Origin of the sequence: Marinifilum flexuosum, assembly GCF_003610555.1 — a bacterium.
Lineage (GTDB): Bacteria > Bacteroidota > Bacteroidia > Bacteroidales > Marinifilaceae > Marinifilum > Marinifilum flexuosum.
Map to the genome: position 1 here is coordinate 1,353,179 of NZ_RAPQ01000008.1, position 18,799 is coordinate 1,371,977.

The following is an 18,799-nucleotide window of genomic DNA, read 5'->3' on the forward strand; positions in this document are numbered from 1 at the left end:
AATATGAATTTAAAATATAGTGCTGCTGTTTCTTTAATTGTTGCATTAGGAGGATTTCTAATGGGATTTGACGCGTCGGTGATTTCAGGCGTTGTGAAATTCATTGAACCTCAGTTCGACCTGAGCAAAATACAGCTGGGTTGGGCTGTGAGTTGTTTGACTCTTACTGCAACCTTGGCCATGATGTTAGCTGGCCCTGTTAGTGATAGGTTTGGAAGAAGAACAGTGTTGAAATACGCTGCAGCATTATATTTTATTTCAGCTTTAGGATCAGCCATAGCTCCTAACTTTTTACTATTGGTTTTGGCAAGAATGATTGGAGGAATTGGAGTTGGCGCATCGCTGATTATTGCTCCAATGTACATTGCCGAAATCGCCCCTCCAAAACTTAGGGGTACTATGGTGTCCTTTAACCAACTGAATATTGTACTGGGAATAACGGTTGCTTTTTTCACCAATTACCTGATTTTACAATTGGGAAAATCAAACACTACTTGGACAAATTGGTTTCAGTTTGACGCATACAATTGGAGATGGATGTTGGGATTGGAAGCTATTCCAGCAATTCTATATTTTTCCTTGCTGTTTTTTGTGCCAAGAAGCCCGCGTTGGTTAGCCATGAATGGTTTAGATGATGAGGCTTTAAATGTTATGAAAAGAGCAGTTGGAGAAGAGGAAGCAAAAGATCAATTAAAAACTATTGCAAAAAGCATTAGTTCATCTAAAACAAAAGAACGCACTTCGTTAAAAGAATTGTTTAAACCATCTCTTAAGCTAGTATTGTTAATAGGTATTGTTATTGCAATTACTCAACAAATTACTGGTATTAATTCTGTTTTCTTCTATGCGCCGATGATATTCGAGCAAACAGGAATCGGAACAGATGCCTCTTTTTCACAAGCCATTCTTGTAGGATTAACCAACCTTGTATTTACTCTTTTCGCCATTTGGCTGATCGACAGGGTGGGCAGAAAACCACTCCTGGTTTTTGGTTTGTTTGGAATTGCAATATCCATGTTTGTGCTTTCAGCAAGCTTTGGCAATGCCACATACCAGTTAAGCGAAAAGAGTATATCTGAATGCTCAAGTTTTATTGAGCCTTCCCAATTAAAAGAGATTGAGAATGTTGTATTCGAAAGCGATATGGATTTCAATAATGCACTATTGAGCAGTGTGGGAGAACAAACTTTTAAAGAACACCAATCAGAATTTATCGCAAAAGCAATCAGTATCAACCCTTGGTTGGTATTGGCCGGAATTATTGGCTTTGTTGCATCCTTTGCGATTTCTATAGGACCTGTAATGTGGGTCTTGTTTTCAGAACTTTTCCCAAATCGGGTAAGAGGATTGGCCATATCATTTGTAGGGCTGATCAACTCGGGGATAAGTTTCATAGTACAGTTGGCTTTCCCTTGGGAACAAATGAATCTGGGAAATGCAACAACCTTTTTAATATATGGAATATTCGGAGCATTAGGATTGGTATTTGTCATTGTAATGCTACCCGAAACCAAGGGGAAATCCCTTGAGGAATTGGAAGTTATTCTGGTAAAGGAATAAACAGGATATAGGAACAGATTAAATCCTACTTGGATTTTATTATATAATCAGAATTTTTAGAAGTAATAATTGAAGTAGAATCAATTAAGATTAAAATGAAGAAGAAAAACATTTATTTGGGAGACACGAATTTAAATTGTAGCGAGGCTGAAGTCGAGGGTAAATTCGTAGAACTGCATAATGAAAAGTTTTACAAGATCAGCAATTCTGATCAAATGTCAGACTTCTTTATGAGTATAGTTAGTGATTCGGATCACTGGATGTTCATATCGAGCAATGGTTCTTTATCTGCAGGAAGAAAAGATAGAAATAATGCATTGTTCCCATATTATACCGTTGACAAAATTCACGATTTTCGAGATAAGACAGGGAGCAAAACCATAATGTTGGTTGAGAAAGGAGACAAAACTCTTTTATGGAAACCATTCTCGAATGGTCTTCGAAAAATATATAAAATTGAAAGAAACTTGTACAAAAGTATCTATGGCAACAAGATTATTTTTGAAGAGGTCAACTTTGATTTGAAAATGAGTTTTCAGTACTCATGGAGCAATACTGAAAAGTTTGGTTTTGTTAAAACTTCTCAAATAAGCAATTGGGGTGAAGAAGGTGTAAAGTTCGAGATTCTTGATGGTTTGGAAAATATTCTTCCAAGTGGTGTAGATTACGATTTTCAGAATGAATACAGCAATTTACTTGATGCTTACAAAAAGAGTGAATTATTGGAAGAAACTGGTCTTGGTTTGTATATGCTAAGTTCAATTCCTGTTGATAGAGCAGAACCAAGTGAATCTTTAAATGCAACAACAGTTTGGTCTTATGGTTTAGATGGAAGTAAAATTTTATTATCAACCAAGCAAGTTGATAAGTTTAAAGAGGGACAAAATCTTGCCACTGAGATTGATGTTAGAGCAGCTAAAGGAGCATACTTTTTGAATAAAGAGCTTGAGTTGGTAAAAGGCGAATCGAAGGAGTGGATGTTTGTTATTGAGTTGAATCAGGATAGTGTTGCGGTTGCCAACCTTAATGAGTTTATCAAAACGGAAAAAGACATTGTAAATTCATTAAAGCAGGATATAGATTTAGGCACTACCAATTTGATTAAAATTGTTGCTGATGCTGATGGTTTGCAAATGGGAAATGATGATTTAAGTTATGCTCGTCATTTTTCCAATACACTTTTCAATGTTATGCGTGGAGGAATTTTTACGGATAATTACCTTGTAGATTCATTAGATTTTAAGCTGTTTGTGCAACAAACAAACATGCCATTAGCAAAAGAATATCAGCAGTGGATCGGGAAGTTACCTGCTCAAATTTCATATGCTGAGCTGTGTGAACTTGCCAATAAGACCAATCATGCTGACTTGATCAGAATTTGCAATGAGTATCTTCCTTTAACTTTCAGCCGAAGACATGGTGACCCTAGTCGTCCGTGGAATCAGTTTTCTATAGAAACTAAAAATGATGATGGCTCACCAAAATTGAATTATCAAGGAAACTGGAGAGATATTTTCCAAAATTGGGAAGCTTTGGCATTATCCTATCCAGAGTTCTTGGAAGGAATGATCAGTAAATTTGTGAATGCATCTACGGCAGATGGCTATAATCCCTACAGAATTACGCGTGAGGGCATCGATTGGGAATGTCCAGATCCACATGATCCATGGGCTTATATTGGTTATTGGGGTGATCATCAGATTATCTACTTGCAAAAATTTTTAGAGTTATCGAATGAATATCATCCTGGAAAGCTGAATGATTTATTAACAAAAGAGAATTTTGTATACGCAAATGTTCCTTATAGAATAAAATCATATCACGATATTATAAAAAACCCACAGGATACTATCGAATTTGATTATGACTTAAATGATCAGATTGTTGATATGGTTGGTAAGCTTGGAGCTGACGCCAGATTATTAAGAAAAGGAAATGAGCTTTATCAGGTGAATCTTACCGAAAAAATATTGGTAACCTTATTAACAAAACTGAGCAATTTCATTCCTGAAGCAGGTATTTGGTTGAATACACAACGCCCTGAATGGAACGATGCAAATAATGCATTGGTAGGAAATGGTGTTTCGATGGTTACGCTGTGCTACTTAAGAAGATTTCTTCAATTTTGGTCTAATAAATTCGATCAAATTTCTGTTGGTGAAATAAATATTTCGGAAGAGGTAAAAATTCTTTTGGATAGCATTTATTCGCTGTTTATGAACAATGCTGAACTTATGCATAAAGGATTTTCAGATCAAGACAGACGTCGTTTCGCCGATGTGTTAGGTGAAGCTGGTACCAAATACAGAAATGGAATTTATGCAGACTCTTTTTCAGGTGTCAAAAGATCGATTCAAGTATGTGAATTAAAAGAATTTATTGATCTTTCTTTGGCTTATATGGACCAATCTATTCAAGCAAATAAGCGAGAAGATGGACTTTATCATGCTTACAATTTGATTTCTTTTACTGATCAAGATGTTTCTATTCGTTATTTGTATGAAATGCTTGAAGGGCAGGTAGCTGTTTTAAGTTCTGGTTATTTAAATGCAGAAGAAAGTCTTGATGTATTGAATTGTTTAAAATGGAGTCAACTTTTTAGACGTGATCAGTATAGTTATTTCCTTTATCCTGACAGACAATTACCTCGATTTACAGAAAAGAACAATATTCCTGAAGCCAGAGTTAAGGAGTCTAAACTATTATCTAAACTGATTGAGAATAATGATACTTCAATAATTGGAGTAGACCAAATTGGTGGATATCATTTTAATGGTTCATTCAGAAATGCTGAAGTATTAAAAAGTGCATTAGTTGACCTTAATCAAGCTGATTATAAAACCTTGGTTGAAGAAGAAAAGGAACAAATACTTGATGTTTTTGAAGATATTTTTGATCACCAATCATTTACCGGACGTTCTGGAACATTTTATGGATTCGAAGGATTAGGAAGTATCTATTGGCATATGGTTTCGAAATTATTGCTTGCCACACAAGAAAGCTATTTTAATGCAATTAAGGAAGGAGCTGATCCTGTAATTATTGGAAAAATGAAAGATCATTATTTCGAAATTAAAGCAGGAATAGGCCTGTATAAATCTCCGGAATTATATGGTGCTTTTCCTACCGATGCGTACTCGCATACTCCATCAACTGCCGGAGCACAACAACCAGGTATGACTGGTCAGGTGAAAGAGGATTTCATATCGAGAATTGGAGAGTTGGGCATTCATGTTAAGAATGGTGAAATTGTATTTGGGACTTCCTTATTGAATGGACAAGAGCTTTTAAAACACGAAGAACAATTTGTTTATTTTGATGTGTTTGGAAATGAACAAAAAATAGGCTTAGGTGAAGATCAGTTAGCCTTTACTTTCTGTAAAGTTCCTATTGTCTACACTAATGCCGATAAAAATCAAATTACAGTATTGTATAAAAATGGAGATACCAAAGAGATACAATCTAATATAATTGATCAGAAAACTAGTGCTTCTGTCTTTAGTAGAAGTGGTGAAATCGAGAGGATTGATTATTCAATCGGAAATTAATAAAATGAACAAATCTGTATGAGCACATGACAAATTATGACTCATACAGATTGCTTTAAACTTTAACCTATGTCTGTAAGAAGTGAATATCTATTGTCATTAGCAGGAGTCGACCTAAATGGCAAAAGCAAAGATGAATTGAGATCTTTATATTATCAGTATTTGAATAGTGGTATGCATGGCATTTGCTTTAGCCCTTATGTTGATGGACAAGAGCCAGGAGATCAGATAAGTGAAGAGCAAATACGTCGAAGAATGGAAATTGTTAATCCACATACAAAATGGATCAGATCTTTTTCATGTACCGAAGGAAATGAATTAATTCCCCAAATAGCCAAAGAAAATGGACTAAAAACATTAGTTGGAGCATGGCTGGGAAAATATAAAAGCATTAACGATAAAGAGATCGAAGGGCTTATTAAAGTAGCTAAAGATGGGAATGCAGATATTGTTGCTGTTGGAAATGAGGTATTGTACCGTGAGGATTTGAGTGAAGACGAACTGCTGGATTACATCTACAAGGTAAAGGAAGCACTTCCTGGTGTTCCTGTTGGCTACGTTGATGCCTACTATGAATTTGGAAATCGACCTAGAATAACTGAAGCATGCGATGTGATTCTAGCAAATTGTTATCCATTTTGGGAAGGCTGCAGTCTCGAACATTCGTACTTCTACATGAAAGACATGTATAATCGTGCGCTACAAGCGGGCAATGGAAAGAAAGTGATCATTACCGAAACGGGATGGCCAAATGTTGGAGAACCTTTCCATGGAGCAGAACCGTCGCAAGAGAACGCCATGAAATATTTTATTCAGGCTCAAAATTGGTCCAAAGAAGAAGATATTGAAATATTCTATTTCTCATCCTTTGATGAAGATTGGAAAACTTCTGATGAAGGTGATGTTGGCGCATATTGGGGAATTTGGGATAAGAATGAGAAGTTGAAATTCTAATTCCTCCTATTTACGAACAAAGCTAAGAAGCTATATAATGAAGAAAATTACAGAACATCTAGATATAAAGTTTGATAAGGCGATTTGTTACTCAGGATTCAGACAAGGACAAAGTCCCGATGCAGGTATTTTTCCAACATACGATCAGATTAAAGAAGATCTTTTGATTTTACAGGGGCATTGGAAATACCTAAGGCTTTATGCTTGCGATAAACAAACCGATATTATTCTTGAGGTGATTGAAAAAGAGAATCTTGATTTTCAGGTAATGCTTGGAGCATATATTGGTGCTGAGATGAATAATTTTGGCTGTCCATGGGGTGGAGCTTTTTCTGAAGGGCAGTTAATCGCAAATAAAGAGCACAATATTAATGAGATAGAGAAGCTTATAAAACTAGCAAATCAATACCCGGATATCGTTTTTGCATTGTCAGCGGGTAATGAAGCTACAGTAAGTTGGACTGACCATTATGTGCCGGTTGAGAGTGTTATTCGCTACGTTAATATCATAAAAAAGGGTACTAAACAACCTGTTACTTTTTGTGAGAACTATGTCCCTTGGCTTGATCATCTAAAAAAATTGGTAGAAGCTGTTGATTTTATTTCGATACATACCTACCCTGTTTGGGAATACAAAAACATTCATGAAGCCCTGGAATACACCAAACAAAACTATTACAGCATTGCAGAAAGATATCCTCACAAACCGGTTGTAATTACTGAAGCAGGATGGGCTACTAACTCAAATGGTCGAGGAATTGATCCCGGAAATGTTAGCGAGGATTTACAGGAAGTATACTATCAGGATTTAATGAAATGGACAGAAGAAGAAGAAATTTTGGCATTTTATTTTGAAGCTTTCGATGAACAATGGAAAGGATCACCGGAACCAATGGAACCTGAAAAACATTGGGGATTATTTACTGTTGAAAGAAAACCCAAGAAAGTTATGAGAACGCAATTTGCAGACTTCGTTTAACCTAACAAATATCAAACATGAAAAACCTAACCATGAAAAATATTTCAATATTAGTTTGCATCACGATTGGATTATTCTCTTGTAAGAATTCTGCTAAAAAGTCGGATTCAAATATTCAAAAAGAACAAAAGCAGAATATGGAAATCAAGCAAGAAAAAAAGGACCTTTTAAATGGCACTTCTTGGGCAGTTTGTTATTCAGGATTCCGAAGTGGACAACATCCAGACAGAGGGAATGGAGCAGTAAATCCAAGTGAGTCAGAAATTCTGGAAGATCTTCAAATTATATCAAAAGATTCGCTTTTCCATTTAATAAGACTGTATGATTGTGGAGAAAATTCGCAAGCCGTACTTAGAATAATTGAAGAAAATCAATTGAATATTAAGGTGATGTTGGGAGTTTGGCTAAAGGCAGAGCTTAGTGCACATGAAACTTGTTCATGGCTTACTGAACCTATTTCTCAAGAGGTTTTGGATAAAAACAAACTGCTGAATCAGGAAGAAATTAAAAAAGGAATCTTGTTGGCCAATAAATATCAAGAAACAGTTGTAGCTGTGAATGTTGGAAATGAAGCATTGGTTGAATGGAACGACCATAAAGTGGATACAGATTCTATTATTTCTTATGTGGAAAAAGTACAGAAAGAGATTGATCAACCTGTAACAGTGGCCGATAATTATGAATGGTGGGCTGCACAAGGTAAAAAGTTGGCCGAGGCTGTTGATTTTGTTTCCATACATGTGTATCCGGTTTGGGAAGAGAAGGATATCGACGAAGGTATGTCTTATACTATTGAGAATGTTCAGAAAGTTAGAAATGCTTTGCCTAGTAGTAAACTGGTTATTACTGAAGCTGGTTGGGCAACAGTAGCCTCTGAGTTCGGCGAGAGAGCAAGTGAAGAGAAACAAGAGCGTTACTACCATGAATTAAAAAAGTGGACAAATGAAATGAATATTACAACATTCTTTTTTGAAGCTTTTGATGAGGATTGGAAAGGCGAAACCTCTGATCCGTTAGGAGCAGAAAAGCATTGGGGAATATTTACAGTTGACAGAAAACCGAAAAAGGTAATGCAGGCTCTTTACCCTGAACTTTAACCAACAATATCTAATTACGAATCACTCATACCTAAAATACGAATCAATATGGCACCATATAAAACAGCGGCAGAAGATAAAGTTCCCTTTGCACAGAAAGCAGCTTACGGAGCAGGACAGTTAACAATCAACCTTTATCCGGCAGCCCTGGGCGTTTTTATGTTCTACCTGATCTACGGATTTAAAATGGATCCTGTTTTAGCTGGTTTATTATCTGCCTTACCAAAATTTTTCGATGCTCTTATTGACCCAATCATGGGTTATATTTCGGACAATACCCGCACTCGGTGGGGAAGAAGAAAGCCTTATGTGTTGTTGGGAAGCATCATTACAGGGATTGCTTTTATGGTGCTGTGGCAATTGCACCCTGAAAATTCGGAAATCTATAATTTCTTTTACTTTTTAATTCTATCGGTTGTTTTCTTTCTGGCTTTTACCATATATTCTACACCATTCATAGGTTTGGGCTACGAAATGACACCGGATTATAATGAACGAACCCGTTTAATGGCGGTAGGGCAGTTTTTTGGTCAGATGGCTTGGATGATTGCACCTTGGTTCTGGATTTTGATTGGTAACTCTGATTTATTTTTCGAAGAATCAACAACAGGAGTAAGGGTGTTATCTTTTTGGGTTGGAGGTGCAAGTATCATATTGGGGGCACTGCCAGCATTGTTTTGTAAGGAGCTTAAATTGCCTGAATTGGAAGGTGAGTCCAAGTTAAGCATGAAGAAACTTGCATCAAATATTAAAGAATTTTGGAAAGCAATTGTACAAACTTTAACCTGTAAACCATTCGTGAAGTTGTGTGGTGCCACTTTTTTAATATTTAATGGTTTTCAGACAATAGCGCAGTTCTCGTACTTTATTATTCTTTATTATTTGTTTGATGGTAGCATTAGTGCAGCAGGCGCCTGGCCTCCATGGTTTAGTACCGTAAATGCAGGTTTTACGGCATTTCTTATTATCCCAATTGTAACTCGTATTTCAACAAAAGTTGGAAAGAGAAAGGCCTTCATAATATCCACATTGCTTTCCATTGTAGGATACATACTAAAATGGTGGGGTTTTAACCCTGCTAATCCATGGTTAATGTTTTTACCCTTGCCATTAATTTCATTCGGTATTGGAGGCTTGTTTACCTTAATGATGTCAATGACTGCGGATGTTTGTGACTTAGATGAACTAAATAATGGAACACGCCGAGAGGGAATGTTTGGAGCCGTGTATTGGCTAATGGTAAAATTAGGTAATGCACTCGCATTTTTGGTAAGTGGGGTGGTTCTAAAAATGGTTGGCTTTGACCAAAATGCAGAAATACAAACTACGGAATCGTTAATTAATCTGAGGTTGGCGGATATTATTATTCCAATAATATTTGCGCTTATAGCCATTTGGATGATGATGAAATATAGTATTTCTGAGAAGAGAGCACTTGAAATTCGCGAGGCTTTAATTGCTAGAAGGGGAAAAGTAAAACACTAAAACTATAACCAATTATAAAATCATGAATAAGACAAAAACTATTGCTGGAATCCTTTTAATGACTGTGGTTATGGCATGTAACAGTAAACAGGAAAAGTTAATGATTGATGTTTATGAAACGTCAGCAGCAGGAAATAAACTTCAAAAAGTGGAAGTTTCAGAATCAGGAACTACAGATTTAGAAATCACAATAAAACCAGAAGAAAAGTATCAAGAAATAATTGGTTTTGGAGGTTCGTTTACCGAATCATCTGCTTATCTGTTAAATCAATTAAGCAATAAAAACAGAAAGCTAATTATAGATGCATACTTTGGAGAAGAAGGAGCAAAATATTCTTTAACCAGAACACATATTAACTCTTGTGATTTTTCGCTGAGCAACTACTCCTACGCTCCTGTGGAAGGAGACAAAGAGTTAAAGCATTTTTCGATAGATGAAGATCGCGATGATATCATTCCAATGATAAAAGAAGCTATGGCAGTTTCGAAGGATGGCTTTAAGATTATGTCGTCGCCATGGACCGCTCCTGTTTGGATGAAGGACAATAAGGATTGGAAAGGTGGAAAACTACTGTCTGAATATTACGATACCTGGGCATTGTTTTTCTCGAAGTACATTAATGAGTACAAGAAAGAAGGCATCGACATCTGGGGGCTAACGGTTGAGAATGAGCCATTGGGTAATGGTTACAACTGGGAAAGTATGCATTTTACTCCTGAAGAAATGGTAGATTTCGTAAGCAAGCACCTTGGGCCAAAATTGAAGGCAGATGGTCATGATGTAAAGGTGTTGGGTTACGATCAAAATCGTGATGAGTTGAAAGAGTGGGCTGATATCATGTATAAAGATGAGGAATCCTCGAAATACTTTGATGGTATGGCGATTCACTGGTATGCCAGTACCTTCGATTATATGCCGGAAGCTTTGCAATATACACATGCGAAAGCTCCTAGTAAGCTTATGATTCAATCAGAAGCCTGTGTGGATGCAGAAGTTCCTCACTGGAATGATGATGCCTGGTACTGGAAAAAAGAAGCGACTGATTGGGGTTGGGACTGGGCGCCCGAAGAACAGAAGCATCTTCATCCAAAATATGTGCCGGTATACCGTTATGCTCGCGATATTATTGGTTGCCTGAACAATTGGGTACAAGGATGGGTTGATTGGAATATGGTGCTTGACACTCAAGGTGGTCCAAACTGGGCAAATAACTGGTGTTTGGCTCCTGTAATTGTTGATCCTAAGAAAGATGAGGTATACTTCACTCCAATGTACTACACTTTGGCACACTTTAGCAAGTACATTCGTCCTGGAGCTATCCGAATTGGTTTTGAATCGAATAATGATGATTTAATGGTAACTGCGGCTCAAAACCCTGATGGTTCAATTGCCGTTGTGGTATTGAATATGAAAGAGGAAGCCAAGCAGTTAAAGTTGACAATGGCAGGAAAGGAAAGCGCTTTTAAAATTGACGCCCAAGCTTTACAAACAATTGTCATTCATCAGGATAAATAAACAGAAATCATGCCTACTATGAATAAATTTCTATGTATAGCCTTTTTAATGATTTGTTTTGCGTGCAATCAAAAGCAAAATCTTGTTTCAATATCAGGTAGAAATATTGTGCTTAATGATTCTGTCTATCTCATAAAAGGAATTTGTTATCATCCTGTTCCAAAAGGCTGTAAACAAAGAAGCTTTGAAAGACTTGAACAAGATTTGGCCTTGATGAATGAGGCAGGAATAAATACCATCAGACTGTATTCTCCTGTTGATGATCAAGCAGTATGGGATCAAATCCATAAGGCAGGAATAAAAATCATAGTAGGCTTTGGTTACAATCAAAATGGACATTTTGATATTCTATCAGGGAGTTTTGCCAATTACATTAACAAGTATAAATCACACCCAGCCATTCTTTTTTGGGAATTGGGGAATGAATACAATTACCATCCCGAGTGGTTCGATGGTGATCTGAAAAACTGGTATGCTGCATTGAACCATGCAGCACAAAAAGTTCATGAAATTGATAAGCATCACCCTGTTGCTACGGCTCATGGTGAGCTACCCGATTCCCTTGCACTTTCCATTTGTACTGATATTGATATCTGGGGAATGAATGTGTATCGCTGGGATGATCCGACAGACATTTTCGGTGAGTGGAAAAGCATTAGCAAAAAGCCAATGTACCTGTCTGAAGCCGGTGCCGATAGTTACATGACCATTTCGAAGAGTGGTTATGAGCAAGGTGAAAACCAAAAAGCCCAGGCCGATGCTATCAGGAAGATTTTAAAGTCGACTTTCGGGAATCAGGAGGTATGTGCAGGACTTGCTTTATTTGCCTTTGTAGATGAATTCTGGAAAGCAGGAAATCCGGATACACAAGATCCGGGAGGTTGGGCACCAAACAGCAGTGGTGTTCCATATGATGGTGCTCCCAATGAAGAGTATTGGGGCATTGTAGATATCGAAAGAAACAAGAAGGAAGCATTTCAAGTTGTGAAGGAACAATATTTGAATGTAAAGGAAACAAACTAACAGATTGTGTTTTATCATTGAACAGAGTATTGAGATAGGCAGTCAGAAAAAAAGCTTTAATGAGTCATCTTCTAAAAAATAAGAACCTGGAAATTTGCATTGATATGCCATTGGAAAATTATCAGTTTTCAAGGTTTGACTGGACAGGGAAGATCACATCCGTGAAGTTTAACGGCATTCCCATTTCTACCCAGGAAAAGATAAATGGTGACCCTGAAAATGTGTTTGGCAAGGGTTTTTACAATGAGTTTGGTATTGAAATTCCAATTGGTTTTGGTGAGATAAATGAGGGAGGTACTTTTCCAAAAATCGGTGTGGGAGAATTAAAGAAGAAAGGAGAATCTTACAACTTTAGCAAATTCTATGAAGTAAAACCTGCCAGTTTTAAATTGATTAAAGAGTTCAATAAGTTAAGAATAGAATGTATCTCGGGAATTGTGACTGGTTATTCTTATGAGCTCATAAAAGAAATAGAACTATTGGAAAGTAGTTTCGAGATTCGATATCGACTGAAGAATACAGGAAAAAAGACCATTGTAACCAATGAATACTGCCATAATTTTTTAGCCATCGATAATGAATTGTTGGGCAGCAATTACATCTTAAATTTTCCTTTCGAACTTAAGCCGGAATTATTTGATGAAGCTCTTAATCAGGAAGAAAAAGTGATTGTAAATAAAGAGGAAATTACTTTCAATGATATTCCTGAGGAGCAGTTTTTTTACGGGAATCTTACAGGAGGAAAAAGTGTATTTGCAAGTTGGGAGTTGCTTAATACCAAAAGCAAAATAGGAATTCGGGAAACAGGAGATTTTGAAACCTCAAAAATTAACCTGTGGGGATGGAAGCATGTAATTAGTCCTGAATTGTTTTTTGAAATTCATGTGAAACCTGATGAAGTTATTGAATGGAAGCGAACTTATAGTTTGTTCAATTTAGAATAATAACAACTAATTACAAATTAGTTAAAAATACAGGAGAAATGAAGTTATATCTAAAAAACAGGAAGGATTTATCCTCTTTTGAAATTCAAAAAATAGTTGAATTACTTTCCTCTATCTGGCCTCCAATTGAAGAAAGTATTGATATCAATCAAATGATTCAGACTTATTCAACTACACCTCTTTATTCATTTCATAAAGTTCTATTGTATTTTAAAGATGAAGAACTTATTGGACATACCGAGGTATTCAACAGAGAAGTTTTTGTTGGAACCAATAAAATGGAAATCCTTGCCTTGGCAGGTGTTTGTGTTAAGCCGGAATTTAGAGGTAAGGATATCGGTTTTAGTATGGTTGAAAATGCATTCAGATTTGTGGATAACGGAAAATTTAAATGTTCCATATTTCAAACCAATGTTCCTGGATTCTATGAGAGAATTGAATGCAAACAAATTCAAAATAGATTTGTCAATCGAAAAAGTAAAACTGATGTAAATAAAAACCCGTGGAGGGATCCTTTTGTTATGTTGTATCCGGAAAGCCTTAATCTTGGTCTGTCTGAGATCGATTTAAATGGGGAATGTTATTAAAAAGTGAAGTGGTTTTGTAACATCAAGTTCAGGTTTTATTTTAATAATTAGAAATCAAAAAGATACTTAATACATTATAATTTGAATTTATGAAAATTACTGCCTTAAGTTCTTGCTGTGTGGATTTGTATCCAGAGTTGAATGAAGTATATGTTGGAGGAAATTCATTGAATTTTGCCACTCAATGTAAATTGTCGGGGATAGCCAATGTTTCAGTAATTGGAGCATTAGGAAATGATAAATATGCAGATCTTATCGAAAATCATCTCGATAAAAGAGAAATTGATCGATCCAGATTGTATAGAGTTGATTCTCCCACAGCTTCAAATAAAATCTTTATAGATAAATATGGCGACCGATATTTTAAAGCTGATAGTTGGCAAGGTGGCGCATTTGATAGGTTTCGCTTGTCGGAAAGTGATTTTAGTCAGCTGGAAAGTCAGGATATCGTTGCGATGCCTGCTGGTGATCCCAATTTGGATCTCTTTTTGAAAAGACGAAAAAAAGAGCAGCTGGTCGTTATCGATTTTTTGGATTACCATCCAATTGAGTTTATTGAAAATCGAATTAATGATATCGACATATCTTTTTTAAGTGCAAAAGAAGAGATGTTTGATGATTTGAAAGTAGTGGCTGATAAATCAGGAAAAATGATAGTGGCAACTCTTGGGGCCAGAGGTAGCGTAGCTTTTTATAAAGAAAAGTGTTACAGAATGGATGCTTTACAAGTTGAAGAAGTAGTTGATACCACCGGATGTGGCGATGCATACCAGGCAGCATTTGTGATTGAATGGTACAAATCGAAAAATATTAAACAGGCTATGTATAAAGGAAGTTGTGCTGCAGCCAAAGTTTTATTGTTTAAAGGTGGTGTTGAGTAAGAAGAATACACTTCTAAAATCCATATTACAAGATAAATAACATGAAAAATATAGAGTCAAAACTTTCACTAAAGGAGAAAATCGGGTACAGTTTAGGAGATACAGCCTCCCATTTTGTTTGGGATATGGTTGGTTTCTGGATTCTGATATTCTACACCGATACTTTTGGAATCTCGGCCGCCGCCGCAGGAACCATTATGCTAATTGCTCGTTTTTGGGATATGATTAGCGATCCGGTAATGGGAATTATTGCAGACAGGACAAAGACCAAATGGGGAAAATTTAGACCTTATGTTTTATGGATGGCTGTACCTTATAGTGTTTTAGCTGTTTTGACCTTTACTACACCAAATTTGGGTCCAACAGGTAAGGTAATTTATGCTGGGACTACCTACTTTTTATTAATGACAGTGTTCACTGCTATTAACCTGCCTTATTCATCTTTAGGAGCTGTAATGACTTCCGATTCATATGAACGTGCTGGTTTAAATTCCTATCGATTTATATTTGCTTTTGTTGGGCAATTTATTGTTTCTGGAACTGCACTGTCGTTGGCTTTGTATTTTGGTGGTGGCGATACTGCTAAGGGATATCAATACACATTAATATTGTTTGGAGGAATCAGTTTGATTCTGTTCTTAATTACCTTTAAAACTACCAGGGAAAGAGTTCAACCTCCAAAAGACCAAAAGGAGAACCTAAAAGAAGATTTTAAAAACTTATTTAAAAATAGACCTTGGGTAATTTTATTTTTTGTTGGCATCATCTCATTTATCATGTTTGCCATGCAGAATTTATCCATTGCATATTATTTCAAGTATTATATTGGGAATGAAGAAAATGTCCAGTTATTCAATGTGATTGGAACGGTAGCGCTTATTGTTGCTATTCCGTTTTCGAAACCATTGGCTCAAAAATTTGGTAAGAGAAATGTGTTCTTGGCTAGTTCATTATTGTCTGGATTTTTCTTCATTTGCCTTTATATCCCTTCTTCCGATAACCTATATCTGATTTATACCTTTAATATTCTTGCGAAAATAGCTTATGCTCCGGCAGTTCCTTTGTTATGGACCATGTTGGCCGATACGGCAGATTATTCGGAATGGAAATCGGGCCGCAGAGCTACCGGACTGGTATTTTCGGCAGCTACCTTTGCCCAAAAGGCAGGTTGGGGAGTTGGAGGAGCTTTGGCAGGTTGGTTACTTGCAGTTTTTCAGTTTACACCAAACGTTGAACAAACAGCAACTGCTATTACAGGCATTAAAATGATGATTTCAGTTTTCCCTGGAATATTATATATGTCGTGCGCGATTTTATTGTACTTCTATACTATTGATCATGAAACTTGCGAACGAATGAAAAGGGATTTGGATACAAGGAGATTAAATGGATAGAATCTATCTTTTATAAATTACAAAAGGCTTTCTATAGAAAGCCTTTTGTTTTATGTAGGAATTGAAGGTTTGCTTCTAAATAGTTTAGGAGGTAAAAATGGAAAATCGTTCTTCTCCCATTTTTTCTAGCTTTGCAAGCTGTTTAAACATTTTAAAAATTATACTTGGTGAAACGTACATTAACTTTTTTATTTATCTTATTTTCTATTGCTGCACAAGCTCAGTATTGGTTACCTAAATCGTCGGGAGAAATTGTGAAGCACAAATATTATACACTTAGTTATAATGAAGAAGAAGAGCAAGCAAATTGGGTAGCCTATAAGCTTACGAGCAAAATGATTCAAGGTCTGGCAGAGCGAAAAAATAATTTCAAAGCAGATCCAAAAGTCTCAACTGGGTCAGCAAGCTTAGCTGATTACAAGGGCTCTGGATACGATCGGGGGCACCTTTGTCCTGCCGCATCAATGAAAATTGATCAACAGGCAATGAGTGATAGTTTTTATATGAGTAATATGTCTCCTCAAGTTCCAGCTTTTAATCGAGGGAAATGGAAAAGTTTGGAAGCTAAGGTCAGAAAGTTAACACTTAAAAATGATTCACTTTATGTAGTTTCCGGACCTGTTTTTAAAAATATGAAAGGCGAAATTGGTCACAATAAAGTTTCTGTTCCTGGTTATTATTTTAAGGTGATATTTTTTCCGCGTCAAAAGAAAACATTAGCTTATTTATTGCCTAATCGAAAAATAGAAAAAGAAATTGATACGTTTATTGTCCCTTTGGATAGTATCCAAAGTTTTTCAAACGTCTATTTCAAAGGTTTTGATAATGCTCTTTAAAAAATAAGTATAGATATTTCTGATTACTTAAACTGCTTCAATTGTTGGAGCAGTTTTTTGTTTTAACGGCAAAAGCATATTCATCCATAAGAATCAGTTTTCAACTTAAACTTCCATTTTGTTTGCTGTAATAATTTACGAAGAATCAGGATTGTTTTGCATACCATGGAAAACTATAAACTATTACAAAATTCAGAATTAGAAATCTTTTTCTAAATTTGAATTCGAGAAAATAGTCTATGACAAATCTAAACAACCCATTGTATTCGAAATTAAAGGCTGGAAATAAAAATGCTTTTCAAGAATTGTTTGAGGAGTATTATACTTCTATGTATTTCTATGCATGTAAGTTTGTAGATGATGATTTGGCAAGAGATTTAGTTCATGACGTATTTATGATATTTTGGCAGAACAAAGAAAATATTACAATTAAATCCTCTTTATCTGCCTACCTCTTTAGAATGGTTCGTAATAAATGTCTTAAGGAGATTGAAAGACAAAAAGTTAGAGACGATTATAGTACAGAATCATTAAATCTTGATGAGTTAGCTTATTATAACGATGGTATCAAAAGTATCATTGAATTAGAATTGGAAGAAAAGCTTAAAAAAGCTATGGATAAGATGCCCGATGGTTGTCGTAAGGTGTTTGTTATGAGTCGTTTTAGTGGTCTAAAGAATAAGGAAATTGCTGAACAACTTGGAATTTCTGTGAAGGCAGTTGAAAAACAAATCACTAAATCTCTAAAAATTCTAAGGCTTGAGTTAAAAGAATATATTCCCCTATTGGTGTACATATACTTTAATGGACGAGATTTTTTATAAAATGATGTGGTCGAATTAGAGTACAATAAAATTCCTTATTCCAATTGTTGATCTTCACAGCAAACTGACCATTTAATATCACCGCAGAATTATAAATATTAAAAAAATGAAAATTGGAGGTAGGGTAAAATCTATTTTTCCGATCATGTAGAATAGAAACCGATAATTAAAGATGGATAATAAGGATAAAATAGCAGAATTCCTTCAGGGACAGCTTGGTGAGGAAGAGCAGGTTGAGTTTCTTGATTGGGTTTATTCGAATGCCGAAAATAAAAAGGAGTATTTTCAGCAGAAGGATATCTGGGATTCCTATAAAATGTATTCGGAAAAAGGAAAAATAAATCTGAAGAGGGAATGGAGAATTTTATCCAATCGAATTGATCTATTAAAAAATCCTAAAGTTTATACCATAAGAAAGAATTTTGGTTTATGGATGAGGGTTGCTGCAATAGTAATTATAGTATTTGGTCTGGGATGGGGAACTAATATAGTTTTAAATTCTTTTGACAAAGCAGAACAGATGGTGCATCAACTTGAGGTTCCTAAAGGACAGAGATCTAAGTTAGTTTTAGCCGATGGAACGGAAGTGTGGTTAAATTCTGATTCGAAATTGGGTTTTTCATTCGATGATGATAAAAAACAGAGAATTGTAACATTAAGTGGAGAAGCATTTTTTAATGTTAGCAAGGATGAAGAAAAACCTTTTGTTGTAAATGTGAAAGGACAAAGCTTAAAGGTTCTTGGGACTATATTTAATGTGAGATCATACGATAATGAAGAGAATGTATATACAACACTTGAAGAAGGAAGTGTTGAAGTAAAAGCGGCAGGACGAACGGTTGTAATAGAGCCAAATCAGCAATTGATTTATAGCCGAAGAAGTAATAGGTTATCGTTGAAAAAGGTAGAAACAAATTACTATACGGTATGGCGTGAAGGTCGTTATGTTTTTGAAAATGAAAGTTTTGCTAATCTGATTCGAATGGTTGAAAGATGGTATGATGTAAAGTTTGAATATCCGAAGGAGTTTTTTAAAAACATGCACTACTCTGGAGTTATTAAGAGGACTAAACCTGTTGAGCATGTTTTGACATTAATTAATTACACAACTAAGATCAAATATGAGATTAAAGGGGATGTTATTATTATTATCCCTGATGAATAAATACAA

At 35.7% G+C, this 18,799-nt stretch carries 15 protein-coding genes; all 15 read left to right on the forward strand.

Going from position 1 to position 18,799, the window contains the following annotated elements:
* The first annotated feature begins 3 nt into the window (after positions 1-3).
* The 15 genes from BXY64_RS05665 (at position 4) to BXY64_RS05735 (ending at position 18,793) form a co-directional block, all read left to right on the forward strand.
* Positions 4-1,560 (forward strand): sugar porter family MFS transporter, encoded by a 1,557-nt coding sequence (locus BXY64_RS05665; protein ID WP_120238944.1) that lies wholly within the window; start codon positions 4-6, stop codon positions 1,558-1,560.
* Positions 1,561-1,655: 95 nt separating this feature from the next.
* A complete protein-coding gene (locus tag BXY64_RS05670; protein WP_211334411.1) occupies positions 1,656-5,108 on the forward strand; it encodes a hypothetical protein in 3,453 nt (1,150 codons plus the stop codon).
* 69 nt (positions 5,109-5,177) lie between these two features.
* Positions 5,178-6,062, forward strand: coding sequence for a glycoside hydrolase family 17 protein (locus tag BXY64_RS05675; RefSeq protein ID WP_120238945.1), 885 nt, complete (start codon positions 5,178-5,180; stop codon positions 6,060-6,062).
* Between the two features lie 37 nt (positions 6,063-6,099).
* Complete coding sequence (locus BXY64_RS05680) at positions 6,100-7,041, forward strand: glycoside hydrolase family 17 protein (RefSeq protein WP_211334412.1); 942 nt, start codon at positions 6,100-6,102, stop codon at positions 7,039-7,041.
* 17 nt (positions 7,042-7,058) lie between these two features.
* Positions 7,059-8,138, forward strand: coding sequence for a glycosyl hydrolase family 17 protein (locus BXY64_RS05685; protein WP_120238946.1), 1,080 nt, complete (start codon positions 7,059-7,061; stop codon positions 8,136-8,138).
* 48 nt (positions 8,139-8,186) lie between these two features.
* Positions 8,187-9,623, forward strand: coding sequence for an MFS transporter (locus tag BXY64_RS05690; RefSeq protein WP_120238947.1), 1,437 nt, complete (start codon positions 8,187-8,189; stop codon positions 9,621-9,623).
* Positions 9,624-9,645: 22 nt separating this feature from the next.
* The gene (locus BXY64_RS05695; RefSeq protein WP_120238948.1) at positions 9,646-11,139 is read left to right on the forward strand and encodes a glycoside hydrolase family 30 protein; all 1,494 of its coding nucleotides are present in this window, start codon (positions 9,646-9,648) and stop codon (positions 11,137-11,139) included.
* A gap of 18 nt (positions 11,140-11,157) precedes the next feature.
* Entirely contained in the window at positions 11,158-12,162 is a 1,005-nt protein-coding gene (locus BXY64_RS05700) for a glycoside hydrolase family 2 TIM barrel-domain containing protein (RefSeq protein WP_211334413.1), read from the forward strand.
* A 59-nt stretch (positions 12,163-12,221) separates the two neighbouring features.
* Positions 12,222-13,106, forward strand: coding sequence for a hypothetical protein (locus BXY64_RS05705; protein WP_120238950.1), 885 nt, complete (start codon positions 12,222-12,224; stop codon positions 13,104-13,106).
* A 38-nt stretch (positions 13,107-13,144) separates the two neighbouring features.
* The gene (locus BXY64_RS05710) at positions 13,145-13,693 is read left to right on the forward strand and encodes a GNAT family N-acetyltransferase (RefSeq protein ID WP_120238951.1); all 549 of its coding nucleotides are present in this window, start codon (positions 13,145-13,147) and stop codon (positions 13,691-13,693) included.
* Positions 13,694-13,782: 89 nt separating this feature from the next.
* Positions 13,783-14,574, forward strand: coding sequence for a PfkB family carbohydrate kinase (locus tag BXY64_RS05715; RefSeq protein ID WP_120238952.1), 792 nt, complete (start codon positions 13,783-13,785; stop codon positions 14,572-14,574).
* Positions 14,575-14,615: 41 nt separating this feature from the next.
* Positions 14,616-15,968, forward strand: a complete 1,353-nt coding sequence (locus BXY64_RS05720) for an MFS transporter (RefSeq protein ID WP_120238953.1) — start codon at positions 14,616-14,618, stop codon at positions 15,966-15,968.
* 167 nt (positions 15,969-16,135) lie between these two features.
* Complete coding sequence (locus BXY64_RS05725; protein ID WP_170150585.1) at positions 16,136-16,804, forward strand: DNA/RNA non-specific endonuclease; 669 nt, start codon at positions 16,136-16,138, stop codon at positions 16,802-16,804.
* A 239-nt stretch (positions 16,805-17,043) separates the two neighbouring features.
* Complete coding sequence (locus tag BXY64_RS05730) at positions 17,044-17,628, forward strand: RNA polymerase sigma-70 factor (protein WP_120238955.1); 585 nt, start codon at positions 17,044-17,046, stop codon at positions 17,626-17,628.
* Between the two features lie 172 nt (positions 17,629-17,800).
* The gene (locus BXY64_RS05735) at positions 17,801-18,793 is read left to right on the forward strand and encodes a FecR family protein (protein WP_120238956.1); all 993 of its coding nucleotides are present in this window, start codon (positions 17,801-17,803) and stop codon (positions 18,791-18,793) included.
* Positions 18,794-18,799 lie beyond the last annotated feature (6 nt).

Bases quoted from the DNA above. Each gene is read 5' to 3' on its own strand.
- BXY64_RS05665 (WP_120238944.1), top strand. From the start codon at position 4: ATGAATTTAAAATATAGTGCTGCTGTTTCTTTAATTGTTGCATTAGGA.
- BXY64_RS05670 (WP_211334411.1), top strand. From the start codon at position 1,656: ATGAAGAAGAAAAACATTTATTTGGGAGACACGAATTTAAATTGTAGC.
- BXY64_RS05675 (WP_120238945.1), top strand. From the start codon at position 5,178: ATGTCTGTAAGAAGTGAATATCTATTGTCATTAGCAGGAGTCGACCTA.
- BXY64_RS05680 (WP_211334412.1), top strand. From the start codon at position 6,100: ATGAAGAAAATTACAGAACATCTAGATATAAAGTTTGATAAGGCGATT.
- BXY64_RS05685 (WP_120238946.1), top strand. From the start codon at position 7,059: ATGAAAAACCTAACCATGAAAAATATTTCAATATTAGTTTGCATCACG.
- BXY64_RS05690 (WP_120238947.1), top strand. From the start codon at position 8,187: ATGGCACCATATAAAACAGCGGCAGAAGATAAAGTTCCCTTTGCACAG.
- BXY64_RS05695 (WP_120238948.1), top strand. From the start codon at position 9,646: ATGAATAAGACAAAAACTATTGCTGGAATCCTTTTAATGACTGTGGTT.
- BXY64_RS05700 (WP_211334413.1), top strand. From the start codon at position 11,158: ATGAATAAATTTCTATGTATAGCCTTTTTAATGATTTGTTTTGCGTGC.
- BXY64_RS05705 (WP_120238950.1), top strand. From the start codon at position 12,222: ATGAGTCATCTTCTAAAAAATAAGAACCTGGAAATTTGCATTGATATG.
- BXY64_RS05710 (WP_120238951.1), top strand. From the start codon at position 13,145: ATGAAGTTATATCTAAAAAACAGGAAGGATTTATCCTCTTTTGAAATT.
- BXY64_RS05715 (WP_120238952.1), top strand. From the start codon at position 13,783: ATGAAAATTACTGCCTTAAGTTCTTGCTGTGTGGATTTGTATCCAGAG.
- BXY64_RS05720 (WP_120238953.1), top strand. From the start codon at position 14,616: ATGAAAAATATAGAGTCAAAACTTTCACTAAAGGAGAAAATCGGGTAC.
- BXY64_RS05730 (WP_120238955.1), top strand. From the start codon at position 17,044: ATGACAAATCTAAACAACCCATTGTATTCGAAATTAAAGGCTGGAAAT.
- BXY64_RS05735 (WP_120238956.1), top strand. From the start codon at position 17,801: ATGGATAATAAGGATAAAATAGCAGAATTCCTTCAGGGACAGCTTGGT.